Annotated in this window: 17 protein-coding genes; 12 read left to right on the forward strand and 5 right to left on the reverse strand. The window is 70.6% G+C overall.

The genetic code is table 11. The features are described from left to right. Positions 1–12: 12 nt before the first annotated feature. The 3 genes from V6M57_RS17195 to V6M57_RS17205 all read right to left on the reverse strand — a co-directional run bounded on the left by V6M57_RS17195 (position 13) and on the right by V6M57_RS17205 (position 4,295). Positions 13–1,899 carry an STAS domain-containing protein gene (locus V6M57_RS17195; protein ID WP_332816223.1) on the reverse strand — a complete coding sequence of 629 codons (1,887 nt, stop codon included), beginning with the start codon at positions 1,897–1,899 and terminating at the stop codon, positions 13–15. Positions 1,900–1,936: 37 nt separating this feature from the next. After that, positions 1,937–2,989: an RNA polymerase-binding protein DksA gene (gene dksA, locus V6M57_RS17200; protein WP_442968843.1), complete on the reverse strand. Its 1,053-nt coding sequence runs from the start codon at positions 2,987–2,989 to the stop codon at positions 1,937–1,939. A 250-nt stretch (positions 2,990–3,239) separates the two neighbouring features. Then, positions 3,240–4,295 (reverse strand): CobW family GTP-binding protein, encoded by a 1,056-nt coding sequence (locus tag V6M57_RS17205; protein WP_332816224.1) that lies wholly within the window; start codon positions 4,293–4,295, stop codon positions 3,240–3,242. Positions 4,296–4,418: 123 nt separating this feature from the next. On the opposite strand from V6M57_RS17205, the gene V6M57_RS17210 reads away from it, so the two are divergent. Further along, a complete protein-coding gene (locus tag V6M57_RS17210; RefSeq protein ID WP_332816225.1) occupies positions 4,419–6,131 on the forward strand; it encodes a sensor domain-containing diguanylate cyclase in 1,713 nt (570 codons plus the stop codon). Positions 6,132–6,138: 7 nt separating this feature from the next. On the opposite strand, the gene V6M57_RS17215 is transcribed toward V6M57_RS17210, so the two are convergent. After that, positions 6,139–7,278 (reverse strand): hypothetical protein, encoded by a 1,140-nt coding sequence (locus V6M57_RS17215; RefSeq protein ID WP_332816226.1) that lies wholly within the window; start codon positions 7,276–7,278, stop codon positions 6,139–6,141. Positions 7,279–7,716: 438 nt separating this feature from the next. On the opposite strand from V6M57_RS17215, the gene V6M57_RS17220 reads away from it, so the two are divergent. From V6M57_RS17220 to gmd, 11 genes are all read left to right on the forward strand, one after another. Further along, positions 7,717–9,036 carry an undecaprenyl-phosphate glucose phosphotransferase gene (locus tag V6M57_RS17220; RefSeq protein ID WP_332816227.1) on the forward strand — a complete coding sequence of 440 codons (1,320 nt, stop codon included), beginning with the start codon at positions 7,717–7,719 and terminating at the stop codon, positions 9,034–9,036. Positions 9,037–9,094: 58 nt separating this feature from the next. Continuing rightward, positions 9,095–11,221 (forward strand): polysaccharide biosynthesis tyrosine autokinase, encoded by a 2,127-nt coding sequence (locus tag V6M57_RS17225; protein ID WP_332816228.1) that lies wholly within the window; start codon positions 9,095–9,097, stop codon positions 11,219–11,221. Beyond that, positions 11,211–12,446: a hypothetical protein gene (locus tag V6M57_RS17230; protein ID WP_332816229.1), complete on the forward strand. Its 1,236-nt coding sequence runs from the start codon at positions 11,211–11,213 to the stop codon at positions 12,444–12,446. The genes V6M57_RS17225 and V6M57_RS17230 overlap by 11 nt, the downstream gene beginning before the upstream one ends. 3 nt (positions 12,447–12,449) lie before the next feature. Further along, positions 12,450–13,265, forward strand: coding sequence for a family 16 glycosylhydrolase (locus V6M57_RS17235; RefSeq protein ID WP_332816230.1), 816 nt, complete (start codon positions 12,450–12,452; stop codon positions 13,263–13,265). Beyond that, positions 13,262–14,509, forward strand: a complete 1,248-nt coding sequence (locus tag V6M57_RS17240) for an O-antigen ligase family protein (protein WP_332816231.1) — start codon at positions 13,262–13,264, stop codon at positions 14,507–14,509. The genes V6M57_RS17235 and V6M57_RS17240 overlap by 4 nt, the downstream gene beginning before the upstream one ends. After that, positions 14,506–15,951 (forward strand): mannose-1-phosphate guanylyltransferase/mannose-6-phosphate isomerase, encoded by a 1,446-nt coding sequence (locus tag V6M57_RS17245; RefSeq protein WP_332816232.1) that lies wholly within the window; start codon positions 14,506–14,508, stop codon positions 15,949–15,951. The genes V6M57_RS17240 and V6M57_RS17245 overlap by 4 nt, the downstream gene beginning before the upstream one ends. Before the next feature lie 76 nt (positions 15,952–16,027). Continuing rightward, positions 16,028–17,299, forward strand: a complete 1,272-nt coding sequence (locus V6M57_RS17250; RefSeq protein WP_332816233.1) for a glycosyltransferase — start codon at positions 16,028–16,030, stop codon at positions 17,297–17,299. After that, positions 17,296–18,057 (forward strand): FkbM family methyltransferase, encoded by a 762-nt coding sequence (locus V6M57_RS17255; RefSeq protein ID WP_332816234.1) that lies wholly within the window; start codon positions 17,296–17,298, stop codon positions 18,055–18,057. Before V6M57_RS17250 ends, V6M57_RS17255 begins: the two co-directional genes overlap by 4 nt. A gap of 59 nt (positions 18,058–18,116) precedes the next feature. Then, positions 18,117–19,748: a hypothetical protein gene (locus V6M57_RS17260; RefSeq protein WP_332816235.1), complete on the forward strand. Its 1,632-nt coding sequence runs from the start codon at positions 18,117–18,119 to the stop codon at positions 19,746–19,748. Continuing rightward, positions 19,735–20,694, forward strand: coding sequence for a GDP-L-fucose synthase family protein (locus V6M57_RS17265; RefSeq protein WP_332816236.1), 960 nt, complete (start codon positions 19,735–19,737; stop codon positions 20,692–20,694). The genes V6M57_RS17260 and V6M57_RS17265 overlap by 14 nt, the downstream gene beginning before the upstream one ends. After that, complete coding sequence (gene gmd, locus V6M57_RS17270) at positions 20,691–21,815, forward strand: GDP-mannose 4,6-dehydratase (RefSeq protein ID WP_332816237.1); 1,125 nt, start codon at positions 20,691–20,693, stop codon at positions 21,813–21,815. The genes V6M57_RS17265 and gmd overlap by 4 nt, the downstream gene beginning before the upstream one ends. 86 nt (positions 21,816–21,901) lie before the next feature. Here the strand turns inward: gmd and V6M57_RS17275 are convergent, their stop codons facing one another. Next, positions 21,902–23,077 (reverse strand): glycosyltransferase family 4 protein, encoded by a 1,176-nt coding sequence (locus V6M57_RS17275; protein ID WP_332816238.1) that lies wholly within the window; start codon positions 23,075–23,077, stop codon positions 21,902–21,904. Positions 23,078–23,104 lie beyond the last annotated feature (27 nt).

Consider the following 23,104-nt stretch of genomic DNA (forward strand, 5'->3'; position numbering starts at 1 on the left):
CCTGTGGCTCGCCTAGTCTTTCCGCGCGCTCACCCGCGCGTGCTCGCCGATGCCGATGACGTTGAAGAACGCCGCCACCAGCCGGTTGACGTCGATGAACTGCACCTGCCGGCCTTCGCCCTGGCGCGCACTCACCCAGTTGAGCAGGGTGCCGGCGGCGGTGAAGTCGATGCGGATCAGCTGGGCGCAGGAGATCACCATGAAGTCGGCGCCCGCCAGCTTGCCGTCGAGCAGGGCGATCGCCTCCTTGGCCTCACCCAGGACCTGGCCGGCCAGCTCGACGGTGGCGACGCTGGCCATCTGCGAACTGGGCGCGCCCAGCGTCTCGCCGAAGCCGGTGAAGCCCGACGTGATCGAATCGCGGAAGGCCTCGCCGACGATGGTGTTGCTCGCCATCGCCGAGCCGTCGGCCTGCAGCGGCGTGTAGTCGCAGCGCGCGCTTTCCCACGACGGCGGCGACACCTCGTAGGTCACGCAGTAGTCCAGCGCCACCAGTTCGAATTCGTCCGGCCGGTGCATCACGCGCAGCACTTCCATGCGCAGCTTCCACCAGCCCGGGTCCACGCCCTTGTCGCCCGAGGGAGTGGCATTGCGCAGGATGCGCTCGAGGTTGTCGGCGCCGATGAAGCGAAGCTGCACCGGCTGCCCAGCCCACTGGGTGAACAGCTGCGCCAGGCCCTCGGTCGCGGCTTCCTCGATGCTGGCCAGCTTGGCCCAGGACAGCCGCCAGGGCTGCGCGGAGCGGCCCAGCGCGGCCTTGAGCGCGGCCAGCGTCTGCGTGCCCAGGGTGGACGGGCAGGTCCAGTCGGCCGCGCCGCCCGAGGCCGGGGCGGCCGGTCCCGGCCCCATCCGGCCCACCGCTTCGGGCAGCGAGATCCATTGCGGCGCCGAGCGGCCGAAGCGGCCGGCAAAGTCGATGGCCGCCGTCTCGAAGCGGTCCTGCTGGCCGGTGGCGCGGTACAGGTCGAACAGGGTGAGCCAGGTCTCGTCGTGGTCGATGCGCGAGCCGCCCGGGGCCAGGACCTCCATCAAGCCCGCCTCGGCGCCGGCATCGTCGCCGTTGGCGAAGCGGATCGAGGCCTCTTCCAGCTCGGGGTCGTGCGCGAATTCCTCGACGTCGATGGCGAACACCTTGGACGCCGAGAACCCGCTGGCGCCGCCCGACTCGGAGCCCGCGTAGACCGGATGGCGCGGGCCGCCGCCGAGCGAGGGCGGGCCCGCCTTGGCCTGCGGCGAAACGGACTTGCGCCAGCCGGCCGGCTCGATCGAATCCAGCATCGGCGCCGGAGCCAGCGCGGGTGCCGGTTCGGCCGCAGGCACCAGCGGCTGCGGTTCGGTGCGCACGTACGCGCCGGCGCCGGCCTTCGCCGGCCGGCCCGCCGACAAGGGCGCCGGCGGCTGGGGCGGCTGCGCGGGCGCGGCCCCGGCCGGCGCCAGCGCGCCCTGCACCGTGCCGGCCGGCAGCGGCCGCGGGGAGGCATCGGGCGGGGCGCTGGAGGTGGTGGGGAACTGCGTGCTGTTGGCGCTGCGCGTGGGGTCGGAGCCATGCTTGGTCTTCCACCACTGCATGGACATCTGCGCCTCGATCTCGTCGATCTTCTTGAGCGTGCTGGCGCGGTCGTCCGGCCTGGACGGCATGGAACTCTGGAAGAACGAGGGGCGCGCCGCCGGATCCTGGCCGGCCATCACCTCGCTGCGGCGCATCTTGCGCAGCATGTCGAACTCGCGCTTGCGCACGAAGTCGTTGCGCCGCTTGCGCTCGATCATCTCCTTGAGCATCTGCCTGGAGTAGGCGCTCTCGTGCTCGCTGTCGGGGCCGCCGTCGGCCCAGGTCGCGCCCGGGTTGCGGACGAACTTCACCACCTTGGAGAAAAGGCCGGTGCTCTCGTCCTTCGACATGTCCGGGTACTGCTGCAGATGATCGGGTCGCGCGGCCTCAGTCGCCGAACATCTTCTGCTTGAGCTCGCGGCGCTGCTGCGCCTCCAGCGACAGCGTGGCGGTGGGCCGCGCCAGCAGGCGGCCGACGCCGATCGGCTCGCCGGTCTCGTCGCAGTAGCCGTAGTCGCCCGCGTCGATGCGGGCGATGGACTGCTCGATCTTCTTGAGCAGCTTGCGCTCGCGATCGCGCGTGCGCAGTTCCAGCGCGTGCTCCTCCTCGATGGTGGCGCGGTCGGCCGGGTCGGGGACGATCACGGTGTCCTCGCGCAGGTGCTCGGTGGTCTCGCCCGCGTTGTTCAGGATGTCCTGCTTCAGGCGCACCAGCTTGCAGCGGAAGAACGCCATCTGCTTGTCGTTCATGTACTCCGAGTCGGGCATCGCCAGCACTTCCGCGTCGGACAGGTCCTCGGCGGATTTGGACTTCCAGTTGTTGGCGAGCTTCGGGTCTTTCTTGACGTTGACGAGGGGCGGTGGAGTCAGCACGGATGGACTGGGGGTCTGGGTGTAGCTGGCCTTGGCGGCGGTGGACGCGACCGACTGCGCCATCGAGGGCACGGTGATCTGCGCCAGCCGGGCCGACGGCCGGGCCGCGCGCGGGGGCACGCCCTGAATGTCGGCCCGGGTCGGCTGTGGAGGCATTGCGGGCGCCTGCGTCGGGGCTACGGGGGTTGGTCGGGCACTCGCCCGCGCCGGCGCGGCGGCCGGGGTGCGGGCGGTGGCGGTCGTTTTCTTCGTGGGCGCCTTCGCCGGCGCGGCCGCCTTGCGGGCTGCCGGCACCTTGGCGGGCGCCTTGCGCACGGTCGGCGCCCTGGTCACCTTGGCCGGCGCCTTCGCGGGCGCTTTGGCCTTGCCTGCCGTCCTGGCCGTCGCCTTGGCCACGGTCTTCGCCGGAGCCTTGGGCGGTGCGGCCCTGGGGGTGGAAGCCTTCTTCACGGGGGGCGCCTTCTTGGCGGGCGCCTTCTTCGCCGCCGCCTTCGCAGCAGCCTTGGCCGGGGTCTTGGTGGCAGCCGACTTGGCGGCTTTGGCCGGGGCCTTGGGTTGGGGCTTCACGTCCTGTCTCCTCGCAGCGCCGGCTCTGGGAGGCATGCTCCCGGCCTGCTTCTTGTCGTTGGGGTCGCCTTCATCGGAGCGAGTTATACCCTGATTGTCGGGCACGACGACGTGGGTATCCGGGTTTTGACTACGCGCCGGCGGCGCCCCCTCCCCGGGGGACGGAGGCAGCCCAAGGGGAAACCCCATCATTTGCAGCCAGGACATCAGCAAGGGGGGCTCCGGGAAGCTCGGCAAGACGGGCGGGCGCTCAGGCGAGGCACTGCTCCAGGCCCTGCAGGAAGATGTCGCGCGGCAGCTCGATGCCGATGAACACCATCTTGCTGGTGCGCGGCTCGCCGTCGGCCCAGGCCGGGCCCAGGTCGCTGCCCATGAGCTGGTGCACGCCCTGGAAGATCACCTTGCGGTCGGTGCCCTTCATGTTCAGCACGCCCTTGTAGCGCAGCATGCGCGGCCCGTAGATGTTCACCACCGCGCCCAGGAAGTCCTCCAGCTTCGCCGGGTCGAACGGCCGGTCCGACCGGAACACGAAGCTCTTGACGTCGTCGTCATGGTGGTGGTGGCCGTGCCCTTCGTGCGCGTGCGAGGGGTGGTCGCAGTGCTCGCCATGCTCGTGGTCATGGTCGTGGTGGTCGTGCGCGTGCTCTTCTTCCTTCAGGAAATCCGGGTCGATGTCCAGCCGGGCGTTCAGGTTGAAGCCGCGCAGGTCGAACACCTCCTGCACCGGCACCTCGCCGAAGTGCACCGGCTTCAGCGGCGCGCGCGGGTTCATGTGCTTGAGGCGGTGCATCAGCGCCTCGGTCTCGTCGCGGGCGACCAGGTCGGTCTTGCTGATGAAGATCTGGTCGGCGAAGCCCACCTGGCGGCGCGCCTCCTGGCGGTCGTTCAGCTGCTGGGCGGCGTGCTTGGCGTCGACCAGCGTCAGGATCGAGTCGAGCAGGTAGGTCTCGGCGATCTCGTCGTCCATGAAGAAGGTCTGCGCCACCGGGCCGGGGTCGGCCAGGCCGGTGGTCTCGATCACCACCCGGTCGAAGTCCAGCAGGCCCTTGCGCTTCTTGGCGGCCAGCAGCTGCAGGGTGGCGCGCAGGTCCTCGCGGATGGTGCAGCAGATGCAGCCGTTGCTCATCTGCACGATCTGCTCCTTCGACTCGGTCACCAGGATGTCGCTGTCGATGTTCTCCTGCCCGAACTCGTTCTCGATCACGGCGATCTTCTGCCCGTGCGCCTCGCTCAGCACGCGCTTGAGCAGCGTGGTCTTCCCCGAGCCGAGGAAGCCGGTGAGGATGGTGGCGGGAATGAGGCTCATGGTCGGGTTGCGCCGTAATCGGAAGGTCGACGAGTGTAGCGGTCCCTCGTCTCCCGAAGGCCCGTGGGGTCGGGTAGCCCGTCGGCAGGAGAAAATGCACCCGATAGCGGGGAATAAGGACAAATGGGGACCTGGTGGAGGGAGCTGGCCGCGCGCGTGGCGGCCGGGCTGGGAATGGTGCTGCTGCTGGCCATGGCGCCGGCGGCGCATGCGGATCGCGTGATCGCGCTGGATCCGGCCGAAGGCCTGGCTGCACTGGGCGACGCCGGCGCCAGCTGGCTGGATGCCGGCGGGCAGGCCCAGCTGGCCGACGTCGTCCAGGACAAGGTGCCCTGGCGAGCCACCGCGCCGGGCACCGTACATCCGCTGCGCGAGGGCGCGGCACTCTGGTTCCGGTTCACGCTGGTCGAAACCAGCGACAGCGAGCGCTGGTTCCTCGAAGTGCCCTATCCGGCCGTCGACCGGGTCACGCTGTACGCCGCCGACCGGCAGGGGCAGGGGACCGCGCAGTCGGCCGGCGACGCGCTGCCGGTGGCGCAGTGGCCGCTGCCGCACCGGCATCCGCTGCTGCCGCTGCAGCTGGTGGCGGGCGAGCCGCAGCAGTTCTACGTGCGCGTGGAGAACCCGCACAGCTTCGGCGCCCCGCTGCTGTTCACGAGCGAGCGCCAGCTGGTGCAGCAGGAGCAGCGCACCGGCTTCGTCCTGGGCATCTATTTCGGGCTGGCCGGCCTGTCGGTGCTGCTGGCGCTGCTGGGCGCGGCGGCGCTGCGCGACCGCGCATTCGGCTGGTACGCCGTCACGGTGCTGCTGATGGGCCTGGCGCAGGCGGCCCTGACCGGCGTCGCCGGCCTGCACCTGTGGCCCACGCTGGCCTGGTGGAACGGCATCGCCGTGCTGATGCTGCCGCTGGTCGCCTCCGCCACCCTGCTGTGGTTCTTCTCGGCGGTGATCTCGCTGCCGCAGCGGTCGCGCCCGCTGCAGCGCCTGCTGGTGGCGGTGGCCCTGCTGTGCCTGCTGGCGGCCGCCGCGCTCCCGCTGGTGCCCCCGGGCTGGCGCGTGCGCCTGATGGTGCCCACCCTCGTGCTGAACATCACGGTGGGCTTCCTGGTCATCATCTGGGCCGCGCGGCGCGGCGACCGCAATGCCGGCTGGCTGTTCGTCGGCATGGTGCCGGTGCTGCTGGGGGCCACCTTCCCGCTGGCACGCACCTGGGGGCTGATCCCGATCGGCTTCTGGAGCACCTACGGCATGCAGATCGGGATCGCCATCGAGATGCCGGTGCTGCTGGCCATGCTGGCCCGGCGCAGCCAGGACCGGCGCGAGAATTTCCGCCGCATCCAGGGACTGGAGCGCACCGATCCGGCCACCGGCCTGATCAGGGGCGAGGTGTTCGCCGAGCGCCTGACACGGCTGATCGCGCGCAGCGAGCGGCTCAAGCTGCAGAGCGTCGCGCTGCTGGTCGACATCGCCAACGTCGAACAGATCCGGCGCGACTTCGACCGGCGCGAAGCGGAGGAAATGCCGCTGCTGGTGGCCGGCCGGCTGCTGTCGGCGGCGCGCGACATCGACAGCGTGGCACGGCTGTCGGAACACCGCTTCGGCATGATCGTGGAGGGCCCGGTCACGCCCGAAGAGGCCGCCGGCACCGGTGCCAGGGTGGTGGCCCGCTGCCTGATGCCGTTCAAGGGCAAGCCCATGGGCTGGGTGGCGCAGGTTCGCGTGGCGCAGACCGTGGTGCCGAACGGCAGCGACGCGCACAAGGTGATCGAGCGCCTGGGCGCCGTGCTGGCCACGGTGCCGCCGGACAGCAAGCGGGCGGTGTTCACGATCCGCTAGACCTGCATCAGCTATCGCATCGATTGCTGGCTTCGCGCAGCCATATGACTCGTTGGTGAGGGATGGACGCAGCCGCTTGCGGCGGGCAAGCCGGCGCCATGGCAGGGCCGGCGCCGCGGCCGCGCTCCACCGGCGTCAGCCAGACCGGCCGCCAGTAGGGAAAGATAGCGCGCGGACAGAACATGCGACTGTCGCTGTGCGCGCCCTGGCAGAACACGTTCTCAAGAATGATGGACGGTGACTTGAAGCGGATCATGTAGCCACTCTTCTCATCGATGATCTGCTGGACAAGCGACCGTACGGCGAACTCCTTGTTGCAGTACGGCACGTGCTCCGCATCGAACAACAGCCCGCGGGTCTTGTTGTTGCCGTCGAGCGTTGCCAGGATTTCGGCATAAGGCTTCACTCGCACCCAGCTGCCGGGGGCCAGCTGGCCTAGGGCGAGATTGGGTGTCGGATGGCCAACCGGAATGCTGCCTTTGCGGCGCGGAAACGGTACGCCGTCGGGTAGCAGCTTCTGCAGCCCGTCGTAGCAGGCCATCAGCGGGCGCGCGAGCGCATCCCCCAGCCCGAGCCGCTGTCCCAGGCGCTCGCTGCGTCGAACGATAAAGTTGCTCACGCGGTACACAGCGCCGTGCAACAGCGTCGCAAGATCGATGTTGCCCGAACGAACATCTTCGATGTACGGGCGCGGATCGTAAGCCGACAGAGGACGGGTCGCGCTCAGGAATTCCGTCGCCTGGCAGGCATAGCACGGACCCTTTTCGGGATCGAAGCCTCGCCGGGTCGCTGCTATCAGCTTCTCCACGCTGCACGGCCCCACTCGCCGCGGCGCCTGCTCAGCGTGCGAGGAGACCATAGGTTCGGCTGGCGCGGCCGGTTCGAGCCAGGCTTCGTTCCAGAACAGCGAGCAGGCTGCCTCGCAGCCACCATGTGCGCTCCCGTCGCAGCGGGTCTGCAGCAGGACCGTGTGCTCGATCTTCCGGATGCCGCTGTAGTTGATCGTGTCGCACGCCTTGTGGGCACGCTTGAAGACCTGAAACGTCTGTCCGCAATAGCCCAGCATCTCGGGCATGAAGGGCATGCCATCGAGGCGGCCGTCCTCGTCAAGCGTGGCAAGGATTTCCTCGCGAGATCGGACCTTCACCAGGGTCCCGGCTCGCAGTGGGGAGCGCGAGCGCAAGTGCATGCGAGGACTCGTTGGCAGCCACGAAGCGGCAGGTTTGCGGAGGCCTGCAACTTACGACTTTTCAGTATCGTTGCTGCGCCATTTTTTGTAACTGGCAATCACGCGGTGTTCCGGTTGTTCGCTGGCGCTCGCACGCTGGCCGCGCGCGCAGTGATGTTCTTTCGGGACATATCTCCTATGTACGCTGACGGGCCGTCAATATTGAATGGGCCGAACGTCGAACATGCCCATGATCGCGCCGCTTCCGAGCCCCCTTCCCCACCCCGACGTTGGCCATCGTGCACGGCGCGGCCCGTTCAAGAGGGCTGCCGCGTGAGGATTTACGCTGACTGCCCTTGGCACGCGATGCCCCGCGCTGGAGGCCAGCGGTCCCGGCTCGGGGGGTTGATCGATCCCATGGCAGCCGTGCTCACCTACCTGGGCGCGCTGCTGGCCTTTGGCGCGAAGTGGGAGGAAGGCGACGCGATTCTCCTCATCGGAACGTTCCTGCTGCTGTACCCCGGGAAGGTGCCCTTCGCACGGTTCTCGGTGGCGGCGCTGGCCAATCTCCTGGCGTCCTGCTGCGCGGTCCTGGCCCTGTTTGCCCTTGTCCGATGGGGGCAGGGGCGGCCCGTCCAGCTCACCCAGCTCCAGTTCGATGCAGGCACAACCTGGGCCATGGCGCTGCCATTCGTGCTGGTCGGTCTGCACGTCGTCTCTCCCCGGTTGGCGCCGCACCTCCGGCGGCTTTACACCGATACGCAGGTCGTCATCGTGGGGGTCAGCAGCGCCTCCAACAGGTTCGCCGAAGCCCTGCGCAACGGGGAAGCCGAAGGCCAGCGCCTGGTCGCCTGCTTCGAGGACCGCAGCGCGCAGCGCACGCAGGCACCCGCTTGGCTTCCCATCACCGGCGGCCTGGCGGAGGTCGCCGACTACGTCAAGCGCCAAAGGGTCGAGATCATCTACATCTCGCTCCCGATGGCCTCGCAGCCGCGGGTGATGGGATTGCTCGACGCCCTCAAGGACACCACCGCGTCGGTGTGCTTCATTCCGGACATCTTCGTCGCCGACCTGATCCAGGGAAGCATCGACACGGTGGCCGGCTTGCCTGTCGTATCGGTGTGCGACACGCCGTTTCGTGGCACCGAGGGCGCCATCAAACGCGCCATCGACATCGGGATCACGCTGGCCACACTGCCCCTCGCGCTCCCATTGATGGCGGGCATCGCCGTCGCCATCCGCGCCACCTCTCCCGGGCCGGCGATCTTCAAGCAGCGCCGCTACGGCCTGGACGGCAAGGAGATCGTGGTCTGGAAGTTCCGCACGATGCGGACCATGGAGGATGGCGAGAGCCAATACCGACAGGTCACGCGTGACGATGACCGGGTGACCCCCCTCGGCAGGCTGCTTCGCCGCACGTCGCTGGACGAACTGCCACAACTGCTCAACGTGCTGGCTGGCTCGATGAGCCTTGTGGGCCCACGGCCGCACGCGCTGGCGGTCAACGAGCAGTACCGAAAGATCATCCCCGGTTACATGATCCGGCACAAGGTGCGCCCAGGCATCACCGGCTGGGCCCAAGTGAACGGTTACCGGGGAGGCAACGACCTCGACTCGATGCGCAAGCGCACCGAATACGACCTCGCCTATCTCCGGTCCTGGAGCTTGATGCTGGACCTGGTGATCCTGGCGCGCACCGCGCGCGTGCTGCTCGGGGGCGACCCCAAGGCGTTCTGAGTATGACGCCATCGCACACCTGCCTCCTTTCCCCACCAGCCATCCGGAGTGCCACCTGATGGACCTGCAGCACCTCTTCCTCGTCTTTCGTTCGCGCCTGGCTTACATCGTCGCGTTTGCCGTCGTCTTTTCCGCGCTGGGCCTGGCCGCGGGCCTGCTGCTACACCGGCACACCGCCACCGCCACGCTGCTGGTCAGCAGCCCCATCATGCAGACGGACGACTCGCGGCGCACCGGGCCGCCCCCCAGCCCTGCCGCTACCGCGGTGGAGGTGCTCGCTAGCCCGCGCGTGGTCCAGAGCGTGATCGAAGCCGTGCACCTGACGCCGGACCATCCGCATGCGAAGGCGTGGGGCGCGATGCGCGAGACCGACAACGAGCGCGAGTGGATTGCGGCGCACTTGCGCAAGGACATGCGGTTTAACGCCCCGGCCGAAAGCAACCTTGTGACTATCACCGCCGCGTCCGACGATCGCGAGTTCGCCAAGGTTCTGGCCAACGCCTTCGCCAATGCCTACCAGCAGCTCAGCCGCGATGTGCAGGCGGAATCGGCGCGCATGCGCGCCTCACAGCTGGAGCAGGGCCTGCCCATGATCGATGCGGAGCTGCGCGACGCCCGCGGCCGGATGGCCGAGTTCCGCAAGCTGCACCCGGGCTTCAACCCGGACGACCGGCACGACGCCTCGACCGGTGCCCTGGCGACGCTGGCGATCCAGCTCGCACAGGTCGAATCGGAACTCGCCTCGCCCGCCGCGCCGGACCGGCAGGACCCGGCCCTGCAGATGCTGCAGGCCGAGGTGCGGCGATCGCTCGCGCGCTGGCAGGAGGCGTCCGCCAGGTACGGCGAAGCCCACCCCGCTTACACCGATGCCGCCGCCGACCTGAAGCAGGCCCAGGCCGCGCTCGCGGCCGCGACCGCCGCGGCAGCGCAGACCAACAGCCGCAAGGCCGGCAGCCTGCGCGCGGCCCTGCGCCAGCAGAAGCTGGAGGCCGTGGGCCAGGCCGCGCTGCACGAGGAGTATTCGTCCTTCCAGCGCTCGCTGGCGGCCGCCGAGACGAGCGCCAACTCGACGCGCAACGCGCTGCGCCAGGCGCGCCTGGAGAGCAGGTTCGCACCCGGCACGGCGTACGTATTCGCCTCGGCCGTCCCGCAGCCGCCGGGCGCCACCGATCCGCTGCGCCGCGCGATGCCCCTGGGCGGCGCGTTGGGGCTGCTGCTGGGATGCGTGTTCGCACTGCTGCTGGAAGAGTGGTCCCCGCGCGTGCGCCAGTCGCGCGCGACCATGGCCACCATGGGCGCGCGCCTGCTGGCGCGGGTGCCCACGGCGCGGGACCGGCCCGGCCACGGACCGAGCATGCTGCAGCGCGGCGCGCTGGCCCCGGCCGGCGCCACCGCCCTGCGTGCCTCCGATCCGGACCCGGAACGCGACGAAGCCCTCGGCCGCATCCTCGGGCCGGATGGCCTGGTCGAGACATCCACCACGGAGCGCACGCCCCGGGTGCGCCTGCCGCAGTCGGGGCGCCGGATCGAGCCCCGGCTCGATCGCGTCCAGGCCGGTGTACCGCCGTCGCCGACGTTTGTTGTGGACCTCCACCCAGCGCATCCGGTCGCCGAAGCGATCCGCGAGCTACGCACCCACGTGCTGCTCGAATGGCGCCGCAGCGGCGACCGCCGCCCGGTCTGCCTGCAGAGCCTGCAGCACGGCGACGGCCGCACCTTCGTCGCCTGCAACCTGGCGATCGCCTTCGCCCAGGCCAACTTGCGCACGCTGCTGGTCGACCTGGACCTGCGCTCGCCGAGCCTGAGCGAGCTGTTCGGATTCGAGCCCGGCGCCGGTGTGACCGGCCTGCTCATGGGAAAGCAGGCCACCCCGCGCACGGTGGACAGCCGCGGCCTGCTCGACGTGCTGGCCGCCGGCCCGCGCGTGCCCAACCCGCAGGAGCTGATCTCGGGGGGCGCGATCGCCAACCTGCTCGGCCAGCTGAACGAGCGCTACGAGGCCGTCATCGTGGACGGCCCGGCGTGGGGCTGCGGGGCGGACGCGCAACTGCTCGCGTCGGCCGGCGCCGACGTCGTGCTCGTGGCGCACAGCGACCACACGCCCCTGCGCGAACTGCAGGGCATGCGGTCCCGCCTGGCCGAGCTGCAGGTGCGCGTCCTGGGGGTGGTGACCAATGAGCATTGAAGCGGTCCCCCAGGCTCCCGCCGGCGCGGCGTCCTCCCCGCGCGACGGCGACTCGCGCCGGCGCGTGGCGGTGTTCGCGCCGCACCTGGTCACGCCGATCCGCAACGGCGGCGACCTGTACATCTGGCGCAAGTGGGGCGCGCTCGACCCCGCCCGCCATGCCGTACAGCTGTTCGCCGGCGACGGCGTGTACGAGTCGGCAAGCGGCGCGTGGCTCCGCACCGACGGCCCGGGCGGCGCGCCGACCCTGCGCAGCAAGGCGCGCGCCGCCGCGCACGCGCTGCGCAGCGGCAGCGACTACCTGTCGTCGCGCTTCATCACGCCGGCGTACCTGGCACGCGTGCGTCGCCACCTCGCGGCGCCGCCGGAGCTGGCCGTGTACAGCTTCGCCTGCACCTGGCTGCAGGTCGCGCCGCTCGTCGACGACGCCCGCGCATCGCTGCTCGAGACCCACAACTTCGAGCCCAAGTTCTACCTGGACCGCGCCCGCGAGGCGCAGGGGCCCGCGCGGCTGGCCGCCAGCGTCGCCGCGGCGCGCGCGCACGCGCTGCTGGCTCGCCTGCCGCGCGAGCTGCCGCTGGTCGCGCTGGGGCAGTCCGATGCGGAGATGTTCCGCGCCCACGGCCACGCGACGGTGCTGCTGTCGGCCCTAGGCTACGACCCCGAGCCGCCGCGCACGAGGTTCGCGCCGCAGGGCCCGATCCGCATCGCCTTCGTCGGCTCGCTGTCGATCTGGATGAACGTGGCGGCGATCCGCGAATTCGCCGCGGGTGCGCTGCCCGCACTGCGTCAGGCGCTGGGCGCGCCGCTGCAGGTGCTGGTGGCCGGCAGCCGCCCTGCCCCCGCGCTGGTCGCCACCCTGCGGGGCCACGGCATCGAGGTGCATGCCGATCCCGGCGATGCGGAACTGGGCGAATTGCTCGACGGCTGCCACGCCACCATCCAACCCTTCGACTCCAGCAACGGCCTGAAGCTGAAGTTCGCGACCTCGGCGGCGCGCGGCGTCCCGATCCTCGGCTACATCGCGCCGCCGCCCGAACTTGCCGGCGCCACCAGCATCCTCACCAGCCGCGACATGCGCGAATGGGCGGCGTTCCTGCGGCGGCTTGCCGCGCAGGACGCGCAGGCGCGCGCGGCGCGCGAGCTGCAGGGCATCGTGCGCGGGCGCACCTGGCGGGCGTGCGCCGAGGCCAACCTGAAGGCCCTGGACGCCGCCCGTGCCTGACCCATGCTTCGCACGACCCCGTCCTCGAACCTCTCGCGCCGCCAAAGCCTGACCGGGCTGCTGTGGCTGGCCGGCTGCGGACGGGCTGCGCCCCCGGCCCCGCTGGGCCCGGGCAACCTGCCGCCGCAGTGGCAATTCGACGTCGATCTGTCCGACGAGTTCGAAGGCGGCCAGCTGGAGGCGCAGCGCTGGTTCGACCACGACCCGCTGTGGGAAGGCCGGCCGCCGTCGCGCTTCGATCGGCGCAACGTGAGCCACCGGCGCGGGCTGCTGCGCCTGCTCTCCACGGCGCAGCCGGAAGGCTCGCCCAGCCGCTATCACACCGCGGCCATCAAGGCGCGCCAGCCCATGCGCTACGGCTACCTGGAGACTCGGGCGCGGGCCGGCGCCTCCGCCATCTCCAGCGCCTTCTGGCTGTACGCCAAGGACGAGGATCGCTGGACCGAGATCGACGTCTTCGAGCTCTCCGGCGCGCCCGCCCAGAGGACCACTCTGCACACGGCGGCGCACGTCTTCTACGACCACCCGCGGGGCCTGCGGGACCCGCTGCACCTTCAGCGGCCCATCGCGCTGGACTTTCCCGTGCACGAGGACTTCCACGTGTACGGCCTGGCCTGGTCGCCCGAGCGACTCGAGTGGTGGGTCGACGGCCGGGTGGTGCGCGCGCTGCCGAACGAGCACTGGCACCAGCCGCTGCACCTGATGTTCGATTCCGAGGTCTTCGAGGACTGGTTCGGCCTGCCCGACGCGGCCGCCCTGCCCGCCCGCTACGACATCGACTACCTGCGGGTGTGGCGCGCGCCCGGAGGCCACGCATGAGGCGCCGCCTCGCCGCCTGGCTGGGCCGGCCCGAACTGCTGCTGGGTGCGTGGCTCAACAGCTTCATGGCCGCGATGATCGTCGGCCACAGCAAGCAGCCCGGCCTGCTGTTCGCGGCGCTCGTCCTCGGCTCGCTGCTGGGGGTGGTGTTGGCCTGGGGCCGACCGGCGCGGTACCGCATCGGCCCGATTGCCACCCTGGGCTGGATGGTGATGCTGGCGGCCATCCTCGCCGGCTACGCCGCCAACCTGGGGCTGTACCAGGCCCAGTTCATCGTCGCCAACGTCACCAGCATGCTGCTGGCGCTGGCCACCGCGTACCTGCTGGCCACCCGGTGCGACCTGGACTGGCGGCTGCTGCTCGCCTGCCACTCGCTGGTGGCGCTGACACTGATCCCGATTCCCATTCTCGAGGGCGCACTGGTGTGGGGGCGCCTGACCGGCAGCGACCTGCACCCGAACTACCTCGGGATGATCTCGATGCTCACCTTCATCGGCGCGCTGGGCATCCGCTCGCGGCTGCTGCGCTGGCCGATCCTGATGATCGCGGCCTGGGTAATGGTGGCCGTGTCCTCGCGCGCGTCGATGCTGGCCGCGGGCGTGGCGGTGTTCACCCTCTTCCTGTGCCGCCTCGCCGGGACCGGCGCGAACACGCCGCAGCCGGTGTCGCGCACGATCCAGGTGAGCCTGGCGCTGCTGTCCGGCTGCTCGGTGCTGATGGCGCTGTGGCTGCTCGACGTGCCCTGGTTGATGCGCATCGCCGACGAGCTGTTCAAGCTGAACGACCCCTACCGCGGCATCACCACCGGCGCCTCCGGCCGCACTGAGCTGTGGAGCGCCGCGCTCGCGCTGTGGAACGCGCAACCGTTGCTGGGCGTGGGCTTCAAGGGGCACGCTTTCCTGATGCCGCAGTCGATGCCGGCGCACAGCGCCTACATCGGCATGCTGGCCGAGACGGGCGTGGCCGGCACGGCCGGCTACCTGATGCTGTGCGCCGCCTGCGTGGCGGGCCTGTGGCGACGCAGGCGCGACCGCACGCGCCAGACCAGCATCGCGCTGGTGGCCAGCTACCTCGTCTACGGACTGGTGGAGTCGCGCGCGGTCGGCTTCGGCAACCCCTACTCGATCCTGTTCCTGTGGATCGCCTTCGACGCCGCGCGCCGGCCGCTGGCCGAGTTTGCGCCCGCCACGGATCCCCACGCCTCCTCGCCCTTGCCCCTGCGCTCGCCGGGGACGACGCCATGACCTGCACCACTATCCTGCCCGTCGTGCTCGCCGGCGGCAGCGGCACGCGCCTGTGGCCGCTCAGCCGCCAGTTGCATCCCAAGCAGTTCCTCGCGCTGGCGGGGCCGCACACCTTGTTCCAGGACGCGGTGCTGCGGCTCGGTACGCTAGCGGGCGACGGCCTCAAGCTGCTGCCGGCCTGCGCCGTGGGCAACGAGGGGCACCGTTTCTTCATCCGGGACCAGCTGCACGAAATCGGGCAGGACGGCGCCTGCGTGCTGCTGGAGCCTTCGGGCCGCAACACGGCGCCGGCGGTCACCCTGGCCGCCCTGCACGCGGCCAGCGGGGGCGGCGACCCGATGCTGGTCATCACGCCTTCGGACCACGCCTTCGCCGACGCCGCCGCCTTCAGCGCCGCGCTGCGCCGGGCCGTGGAGGCGGCTCAGGACGGCGGCATCGCGCTGGTGGGCATCCGGCCCGACCGGCCCGAGACCGGCTTCGGCTACGTCCGCTGCGCAGGCGACGGGCCGGTGCGCCGCGTCAGCGGCTTCGTCGAGAAGCCCGACGAGGCCACGGCGCGCGCCTACCTCGAGGCGGGCGGCTACTTCTGGAACGGCGGCATATTCGTGCTGCGCGCCTCCACCTGGCTACACGCCATCGAGACCTTCCGTCCCGAGATCGCGCAAGCCGCGACACGTGCCTGGGCGCAGCGGCGCACGGCCGACGGCTTCACGCGCCCCGACAAGGCGGCCTTCGAGCAGATCCCGCCCGATTCGGTCGACTACGCGGTGATGGAGCACTGCACCTCTGCGCAAGCGGACTTCCCGGTCAGCATGGCCGTGCTCGAGTCGGGCTGGTCCGACCTCGGCGCCTGGGACGCCGTGTGGCAAGCCGGCGGAAAGGACGAACAGGGCAACGTGGCGCGCGGCGACGTCGCCCTGCACGACAGCCGCAATTCGCTGGTCTACGCCACCAGCCGCCTGGTCAGCACGGTGGGGCTGGACCACATCGTCGTGATCGAGACGCCCGACGCCGTGCTGGTGCTGGACCGCTCGCACAGCCAGGACGTGCGCAAGATCGTGCAGCAGCTCGAGAAGACGGGCCGCGGCGAGGGAACGCAGCCGCGGATGGTGCGCCGGCCCTGGGGCTGGTACGACTGCCTCACCGCCGGCCCTCGCTTCCAGGTCAAGCGCATCCTGGTGGCGCCCAAGGCCAGCCTGAGCCTGCAGATGCACCACCACCGCTCGGAGCACTGGGTGGTGGTGTCCGGCACGGCGCAGGTCACCTGCGGCGACCGCACCTGCCTGCTCACCGAGAACGAGAGCACCTACATCCCGCTCGGCCAGCTGCACCGGCTGTCCAACCCGGGCTCGATCCCGCTGGAAATCATCGAGGTGCAGTCGGGCAGCTACCTCGGCGAGGACGACATCGTGCGGGTCGAGGACACGTACGGGCGCTGCTGACGTGAAAGACCCACTCGCCGCCCTAAAGGGCCGCAACTTTTTCGACCCGGGCTCGCACGGACTCCGGCCCCCTTCCATGCTGCTGCGCGACATCGCGGGCGAGCGGGAACGTGACCGCGCGGGCGGCCTGGCGGATGCGGACGCGCACGGCCGCGAGGCGCCCAGGCGGCGCAGGATCCTGATGCTGTCGCCGTTCTTCCATCCCGAGCCGATCTCCACCGGCCGCTACAACGCACACTTGGCCGAGCACCTGCGCGACGCCGGCGCCGAGGTTTCGGTCGCGTGTTCGCACCCCCTCTATCCCGAATGGGTGGTGCGCGAGACGACCGAGGACCTGCCGGATGTCCGCACCCATCGCGGCGGCCGCTTCGTCCGGTACCCGCGCCATTCGATGCTGCGGCGCCTGGTGCTGGAGGCCTGGTTCGCCCTGCACACGCTGCGCGTCGTCGCCTCGCTGCGGTCGCGGATCGACTGCGCCGTGGCCGTCTTCCCGCCCAGCCTGTTCTGGCTGGCCGTCGTCCACCTCCTGCCCGCGCGCGTCCGCACCACCGGCATCGTCCACGACCTGCAGGGCGCCTACGCGGGCCGGCTGCAGTCACCGGCCGCGCGCTGGGTCCGCGCCGCCGTGCTCCGGGTGGAGCGACGCGCCTTCGCCCGCTGCGACAGACTGGTGTTCCTCTCGGCGGCTATGCGCGACCAGGCGGTGGCCGACTACGGGCTGCCCGCGGCCAGGTGCATCGTCGCCTACCCGCCGGCCACGCTGGCCGACTCGGCGGCGGCGAACGTGCCTGGCCCGCTGGCCGCGACCGACGTGCAGCACGTCGTGTACTCGGGCGCGCTCGGGCTCAAGCAGGATCCGGACGGGCTGCTTCGCCTGCTGGAGCAGCTGGCGCGCACGGACCTGCGGGTGCGCTGCCACGTGTTTTCCCGCGGCCCGGTGTTCGAACGCCTGCGGGCCAGGGCTTGCGCCGGGCTGGTGCAGTTCCACGACCTCGTGGAGGAAGACCAGCTGGCCGGCCTGTACGAACGCTCGGCGGTGCAGGTCGTCAGCGAGATGCCCGGGGCCTCGCTCGGCTCGCTGCCGTCCAAGCTGGCCAACATCCTGTGGATGGGCGTGCCGGTCTTCTGCGTCACGGATGCCGGCAGCGAGCTGGCTGCGCTGGTGGAGGACTCCGGCATCGGCGTGGTGGACAGCAGCTTCCGCCCAGAGCAGCAACTGCGCTCGCTGGCGGCCCTGCTGGACCGCTCGCGCTCGTGGGATCGCGCCGCCAGCAAGGCCGCGGTGCGGGCTCGGCTGGGTGCCCGCTTTTCCTTCACACCGGTCCTCGACGCCCTGGAGACCTCATGAACCTCGCTGGCCCCGCTACCCGGATGAGACACGCGGCCCATGCCCTGGTCATGGCCAAGCGCCACCTCACGGGATCCCTCGACGTGCCGGAGCTGGCGCTGCTCAGGCGGTTCATCGCCCACGACAGCACCTGCCTGGACATCGGCGCGCATGCGGGGTCGTGGTCGCGACCCCTGTCGCGACTGGCTCCCGAGGGGATCGTCTACAGCTTCGAGGCTCTGCCCTACTACGCGGACGTGCTGCGCATCCTGTTTCGGCTGCTGCATCTGAGTAATGCGCGTGTCGTCAACGTCGCGGTGAGCGACCGACAGGGCGTCCTGAAGATTGCCTGGAAGGACGAACAAGGCAGGCGGCTGACCGGCACCACCCATGTCCTGGGAAGCCATGAAGCCGCCGTCTCGGTGGTGGAGGTGCCGTCGGTCTCGCTCGACCACTTCGTCGCCCGGGAGCGGATCGCCCGCGTCGACTTCATCAAGGTCGACGTCGAAGGCGCCGAGATGTTCGTCTATGCGGGCGCCCGGGGCCTGCTACACAGGTGCCGGCCGGTGGTGTTCTGCGAGCTCGACGAACGCTGGACCGCCCGCTATGACTACGACACGGACAAGGTCTTCGACCTGTTCGAGTCGCTCGGCTACGGCGCCTACACGATCACCGGCGCCGCCAAGGCCCTCCGCACCGACCGGCACACCTACAGCCGGCGCGGCGACGTGCTCTTCGTGCCGGACGGGAAGCGGCACCTGCTCGGGGTCGAGGGATGACCGCTTCCCACTCGCCGCCCGTCGACACGCCGCGCCACGCGGCGCGGGAAGGCTGAGGGATGCCGCGGCTGGCCGCCATCTGGATGCTGTTCACGCAGGGCGCCCTGATGGGTACCCAGCTGCTGCTGCTACCAATCCAGGTCCGGCTGTGGGGCATGGAGGGCACCGCCCAGTGGAACGCCGCCCTGGCCCTGGCCACGCTGCTGCACGCCGCCGACCTCGGCCTCAAGGCCTTCGGCCATTCCAGCATCGGTCCGCGCGCGGCCGCCGGCGCCGGCCACGAGGCGGAGTCCTTCCCCTCGGTCTGGGCGGTGCTGCGCCTGCTGGTCGCCGGCTTCGCCATGCTGGCGCTCGCCGCCACTTGGGTCTTCCATCGCGAAGGCAGCGTCCCGGCCTGGCTGTGCTGGCTGGTAGTAGCCTGCTCGGCCGAGTGCCTGCTCAATTCACGGGTCACGTACATGGACTCGTTGGGCCTGATGGCCCTCGCCGAAGGCTGCTATGCCCTGATCCTCTGCTCCCGCCTGGCCGCCGCCACGGTCGGCCTGCTGGCGTTCCGCGCATCGCCCGAAGCGCTGGCCATCATCTACGCGGCCAGCGCGGTGGGCGGGCTTGCCGTGCAGAGCCTGGCCTTGCGTTCCCATCCCGAGCTGGGCCTGGCGGCAGGCGGGTTCCGGGCCATCGAGCCGCGGACGTTCGCGCTGCTGAAGTACGCGGTGGGCTACCCGATCGCGGCCTGGTGCCGGTTGAGCCTGCCGGTGCTGGTGCTCAGCGCTGCCGCACCGGCCGCGATGGTCAATGCGTACGTCGCCCTGCGGGCGGTGTTCGGGTTCGCCCGCGTGGCGGTGCAGCAGGCGTCGCGCCACGCCTCGGTGCAGTACGCCCGGGCGTCGGCGCTGCCGGACGGCCGCGCCGGGCCGCAGCTGCAGTTCTGGTGCATCGTCTGCGTGATCCTGGGCACGGCGTTCGCGCTGGGCGTGGTGCTCGATGGCGGCGTCCTGCTGTCGAAGTGGGTGCCCGGCACGTCTTCGAAGGGTTACGGCTGGGTGGCGCTCACCTTCGCGCTGGCCGCGCCCTTCTTCGCCAACCAGCTGATGCTCATGGTGGCCATGCGCACCGGCCGCGAAGCGCGGGCGGCGGGCCTGCAGGTGCTCTACGCCGGCCTCGCCGTCGCAGCGGCCGCTGTCGGGCTGCTGTCGGCCTCGATGCCGGTGTACCTGTCTTCCTGGCTGCTGTGCGAACTGGCCTTCTCCGGGATGGTCCTGGCCGCCACCCGCGAGCAGGGCCTGGCGCGGACCTACGTCGGCTGGACCGCAGTCGGCGTCCTGGCGGTGCTGGGCTGCTTTCTCGCGCTGCGCTGGGTGCCCGGGTTTCGAGGAGCGCAGCTGCACGACCTGGCCGTCCGGGCTGCGGTCTACCTGCTGCTGCTGGCGCTGATGTCCATCGCACTGGGCCGGTCCTTGCGCCTGCCCGCCTGGAAGTGGGCCGCGCGGACGGGGCACTCGCGCGGCCGGCGCGGAAGTATCCGGCATCGGCTCGGTCGTGCTCCCGACGGCGAACGAGGGCCCGCAGCGCCCGTTTTGGCTGGTGCGCCAGCCGGTGGGGCGGCCGCAGGTCCCGCCGAGGTGCAGTCCGGCCGCTACCTCGACGAGGACGGCATCGTGGTGATCGGGGTTCCCCGTGGCCGCCCCTGAGGCCGGTTCGCTGCGCGAGCGCCCGGTCTTCGTCGCGGGCCACCGCGGCATGGTCGGCTCGGCGCTCATGCGCCGGCTTCGCGCCGGCGGCTACGGCGAGGTCGTGACGCGCACGCGGGACGAGCTGGACCTCACGGACGCCAGGGCCGTGGCGGACTTCCTGCAGACAGCCAGGCCGGCCTACGTGTTCATCGCGGCGGCCAGGGTGGGCGGCATCCTGGCCAACAGCAGCCTGCCGGCCGACTTCCTGCTGCAGAACCTGCTGATCGAAACCAGCCTGATCCACGGCGCCCACCGGGCCGGGGTGCAGCGGCTGATGTTCCTGGGCTCCAGCTGCATCTATCCGCGCGACTGCCCGCAGCCGATCCGGGAGGAATACCTCCTCACCGGCCCGCTGGAGCCCACCAACGAGGCCTACGCAATCGCCAAAATCGCCGGCATCAAACTGTGCGAGAGCTACAACCGGCAGCACGGGCGGCAGTACGTCAGCGTGATGCCCACCAACCTCTACGGGCCGAACGACAACTACGACCTGCAGACCGCACACGTGCTGCCGGCCCTGCTGCGCAAGGCCCATGAAGCGCGCCTGCGCGGCGACCCGGAGTTCGTGGTGTGGGGCTCCGGCCGCCCGCGCCGCGAGTTCCTGCACGTGGACGACCTCGCCGATGCGTGCGTGCACCTGATGGAGGCCGGCTACGACGGCCCCCTGGTGAACATCGGGACGGGGCAGGACCTGAGCATCGCGGAGCTGGCGGCCCTGGTCCTGCGCACCACCGGCTGCCACAGCCGGATCGTGTTCGACGCCAGCCGGCCCGACGGCACCCCGCGCAAGCTGCTCGACGTGAGCCGCATGAACGCCCTGAACTGGCGCGCGCGCATCTCCCTGCCCGAAGGCCTGCAAGCCACCTACGCCGCTCCTCCCTTCCACCCCGAGGCACGCCCATGACCAGCAGGAAAGTCGCGCTCATCACCGGCATCACCGGACAGGACGGGGCCTACCTGGCCGAATTCCTGTTGAAGAAGGGCTACGAGGTGCACGGCATCAAGCGCCGCTCGTCGCTGTTCAATACCGACCGCATCGATCACCTGTATCAGGATCCGCATCAGCCCGACCGCCGGTTTATCCTGCACCACGGCGACCTGACGGATGCCACGAGCCTGATCCGCGTGCTGCAGAAGGTGCAGCCCGACGAGGTCTACAACCTCGGCGCCCAGAGCCACGTGGGGGTCAGCTTCGACCAGCCGGAATACACCGCCAACACCGACGGGCTCGGCGCGCTGAGGCTGCTCGAGGCGATCCGCATCCTGGGGCTGGAGAAGAAGTCGCGCTTCTACCAGGCCAGCACATCCGAACTCTACGGGCTGGTGCAGGCCACGCCACAGACGGAGACCACGCCGTTTTATCCGCGCAGCCCCTACGCGGTGGCCAAGCTGTACGCGTACTGGATCACGGTCAACTACCGCGAGGCCTACGGCATGTATGCCTGCAACGGCATCCTGTTCAACCACGAGAGCCCGAACCGCGGCGAGACCTTCGTCACCCGCAAGATCACGCGGGCCGTCTCCAGGATCGCGCTGGGCCTGCAGGACTGCCTTTACCTGGGCAACCTGTCGGCGCTGCGCGACTGGGGGCACGCCCGCGACTACGTGGAGATGCAGTGGCTGATGCTGCAGCAGGAACGGCCGGACGACTTCGTCATCGCCACCGGGCGGCAGCACAGCGTGCGGCAGTTCCTCGAGCTCGCCGCGGGCGAGCTGGGGATCACGCTGGAGTTCCGCGGCAACGGAGCGGACGAGGTCGGCGTGGTGGCGGCGACACGCGGATCGCGGGCCCGATGCAAGGTGGGCGACACCATCGTGCGGGTCGATCCGAGCTACTTCCGGCCGGCCGAGGTCGATAGCCTGCTGGGCGACCCGAGCAAGGCGCACGAGCAGCTGCGCTGGTCCCCGCGAATCAGCATCGGCGAGCTCGTCCAGGAGATGGTCGAGAACGACTACGCCGCCGCGCGGCGCGACGCCATCGTGAAGCTCGCGGGCTTCAGCACCTGCGACCACCTCCATGACTGAAAGCGAGGCGGCCGCACCGGGTCATGGCCGCGGCCCGGCGGCCGACAGCAGGCCGCAATCACGGCGGCGACGCAAGGGTGCCGTCCTCAGGGGGATGCCGCGGCCGCGCGGCATTCGACGAAGTGTTCGATCTGCGCGAGGAATTCGCGGTGGAACGTGTCCACGCCGAAGCACCCGCCGCGCTGCGCCAGCTGGCGCCGTAGCGACGCCTGCAGTTGCGGGTCGCGCAACACCCGGTCGATGCGTCGCACGGCCTCGTCGATGGTGGACCAGCACAGCTCGGGCAGGCCGACGATCTCGGCCGGACCGCCGCAGGCCGGCACGAACGGGATGCAGCCCGCCTTGACGAGCTCCGCGACCCCGATGCCGAAGGCCTCGCCCGGGCGCGCATGGATCGCATAGCGGTGGCGCACCAGGATGCGCTCCTTCTCGACGCCGACCCGGCGGCCTTCGGGCACCACCCAGCCGGCGAGCGCGCGCACCTGCGCGGTGATCTTCGCGCCGTAGGGCGTGCTCTCGTCGATCGCGCCGACGATGTGCAGGCGCACGTCATGGCCGAGTTCGCGCACGCGCCCGATGATCTCGATTGCCTGCTCGATCCGCTTCTCGTGGTCGACGCGGCCCAGGATGACGAAACCGTCGTCGCGTTGCGAATGCGGCAGTGGCTGGCTGTTGAAGACGACCGGCGGGTAGACCACACGCTGCCACGTCAGCCCGAAGCGGCGCTCGAACACGTTGGCCAGCCACTGGGAGTTGGTCAGAAAGAGATCCCGGCCTTCGAGCAGGTTGCGGCCCGAAGGCTTGCTCAGCCACGCGGCCAGGCGCAGATACGCGGTGCGCAGCCGGCCGGGTCGGTGGATCCGGCGCGAGCCTTCCCGCGGGGCGGGATCGAGCTCCTCGCGCAGTTCCTCGTTCCAGGCGAAATCCTGCATAAGGTGCACGGCGGGCCGGCCGAAGTCGCAAGGGTTGTAGCCGCTGATGAGCAGGTCGAACTGTCCCGCCACACGGCGGCAGAAGCGCTGGAACAGGCCGGCGCGCAGGGCGGCGCCGCGCAGCAGCGGAAAAAGCGCCGGCCCGTAAGGGGGCCGGCACACCTGAATATCGCTCGGGCGCAGCGAGGTGCCGCACCACCGGTTCAAGGTCGCGAGATCGACGTCGCCCAGCGTCAGGAGCGTCACGTCGTATCCCGCCTTCACGAGGGCATCGATGCCCCAGACGGCGTAGATCTCTGCGCCGCCCCAGCCCAGGTTGACGAACGCCATCGCAACCTTCCCGCGGCGCGGCAAGGC

It is taken from the genome of Ramlibacter sp. (assembly GCF_036676645.1).
In the GTDB taxonomy this organism is placed as follows: domain Bacteria; phylum Pseudomonadota; class Gammaproteobacteria; order Burkholderiales; family Burkholderiaceae_C; genus Ramlibacter.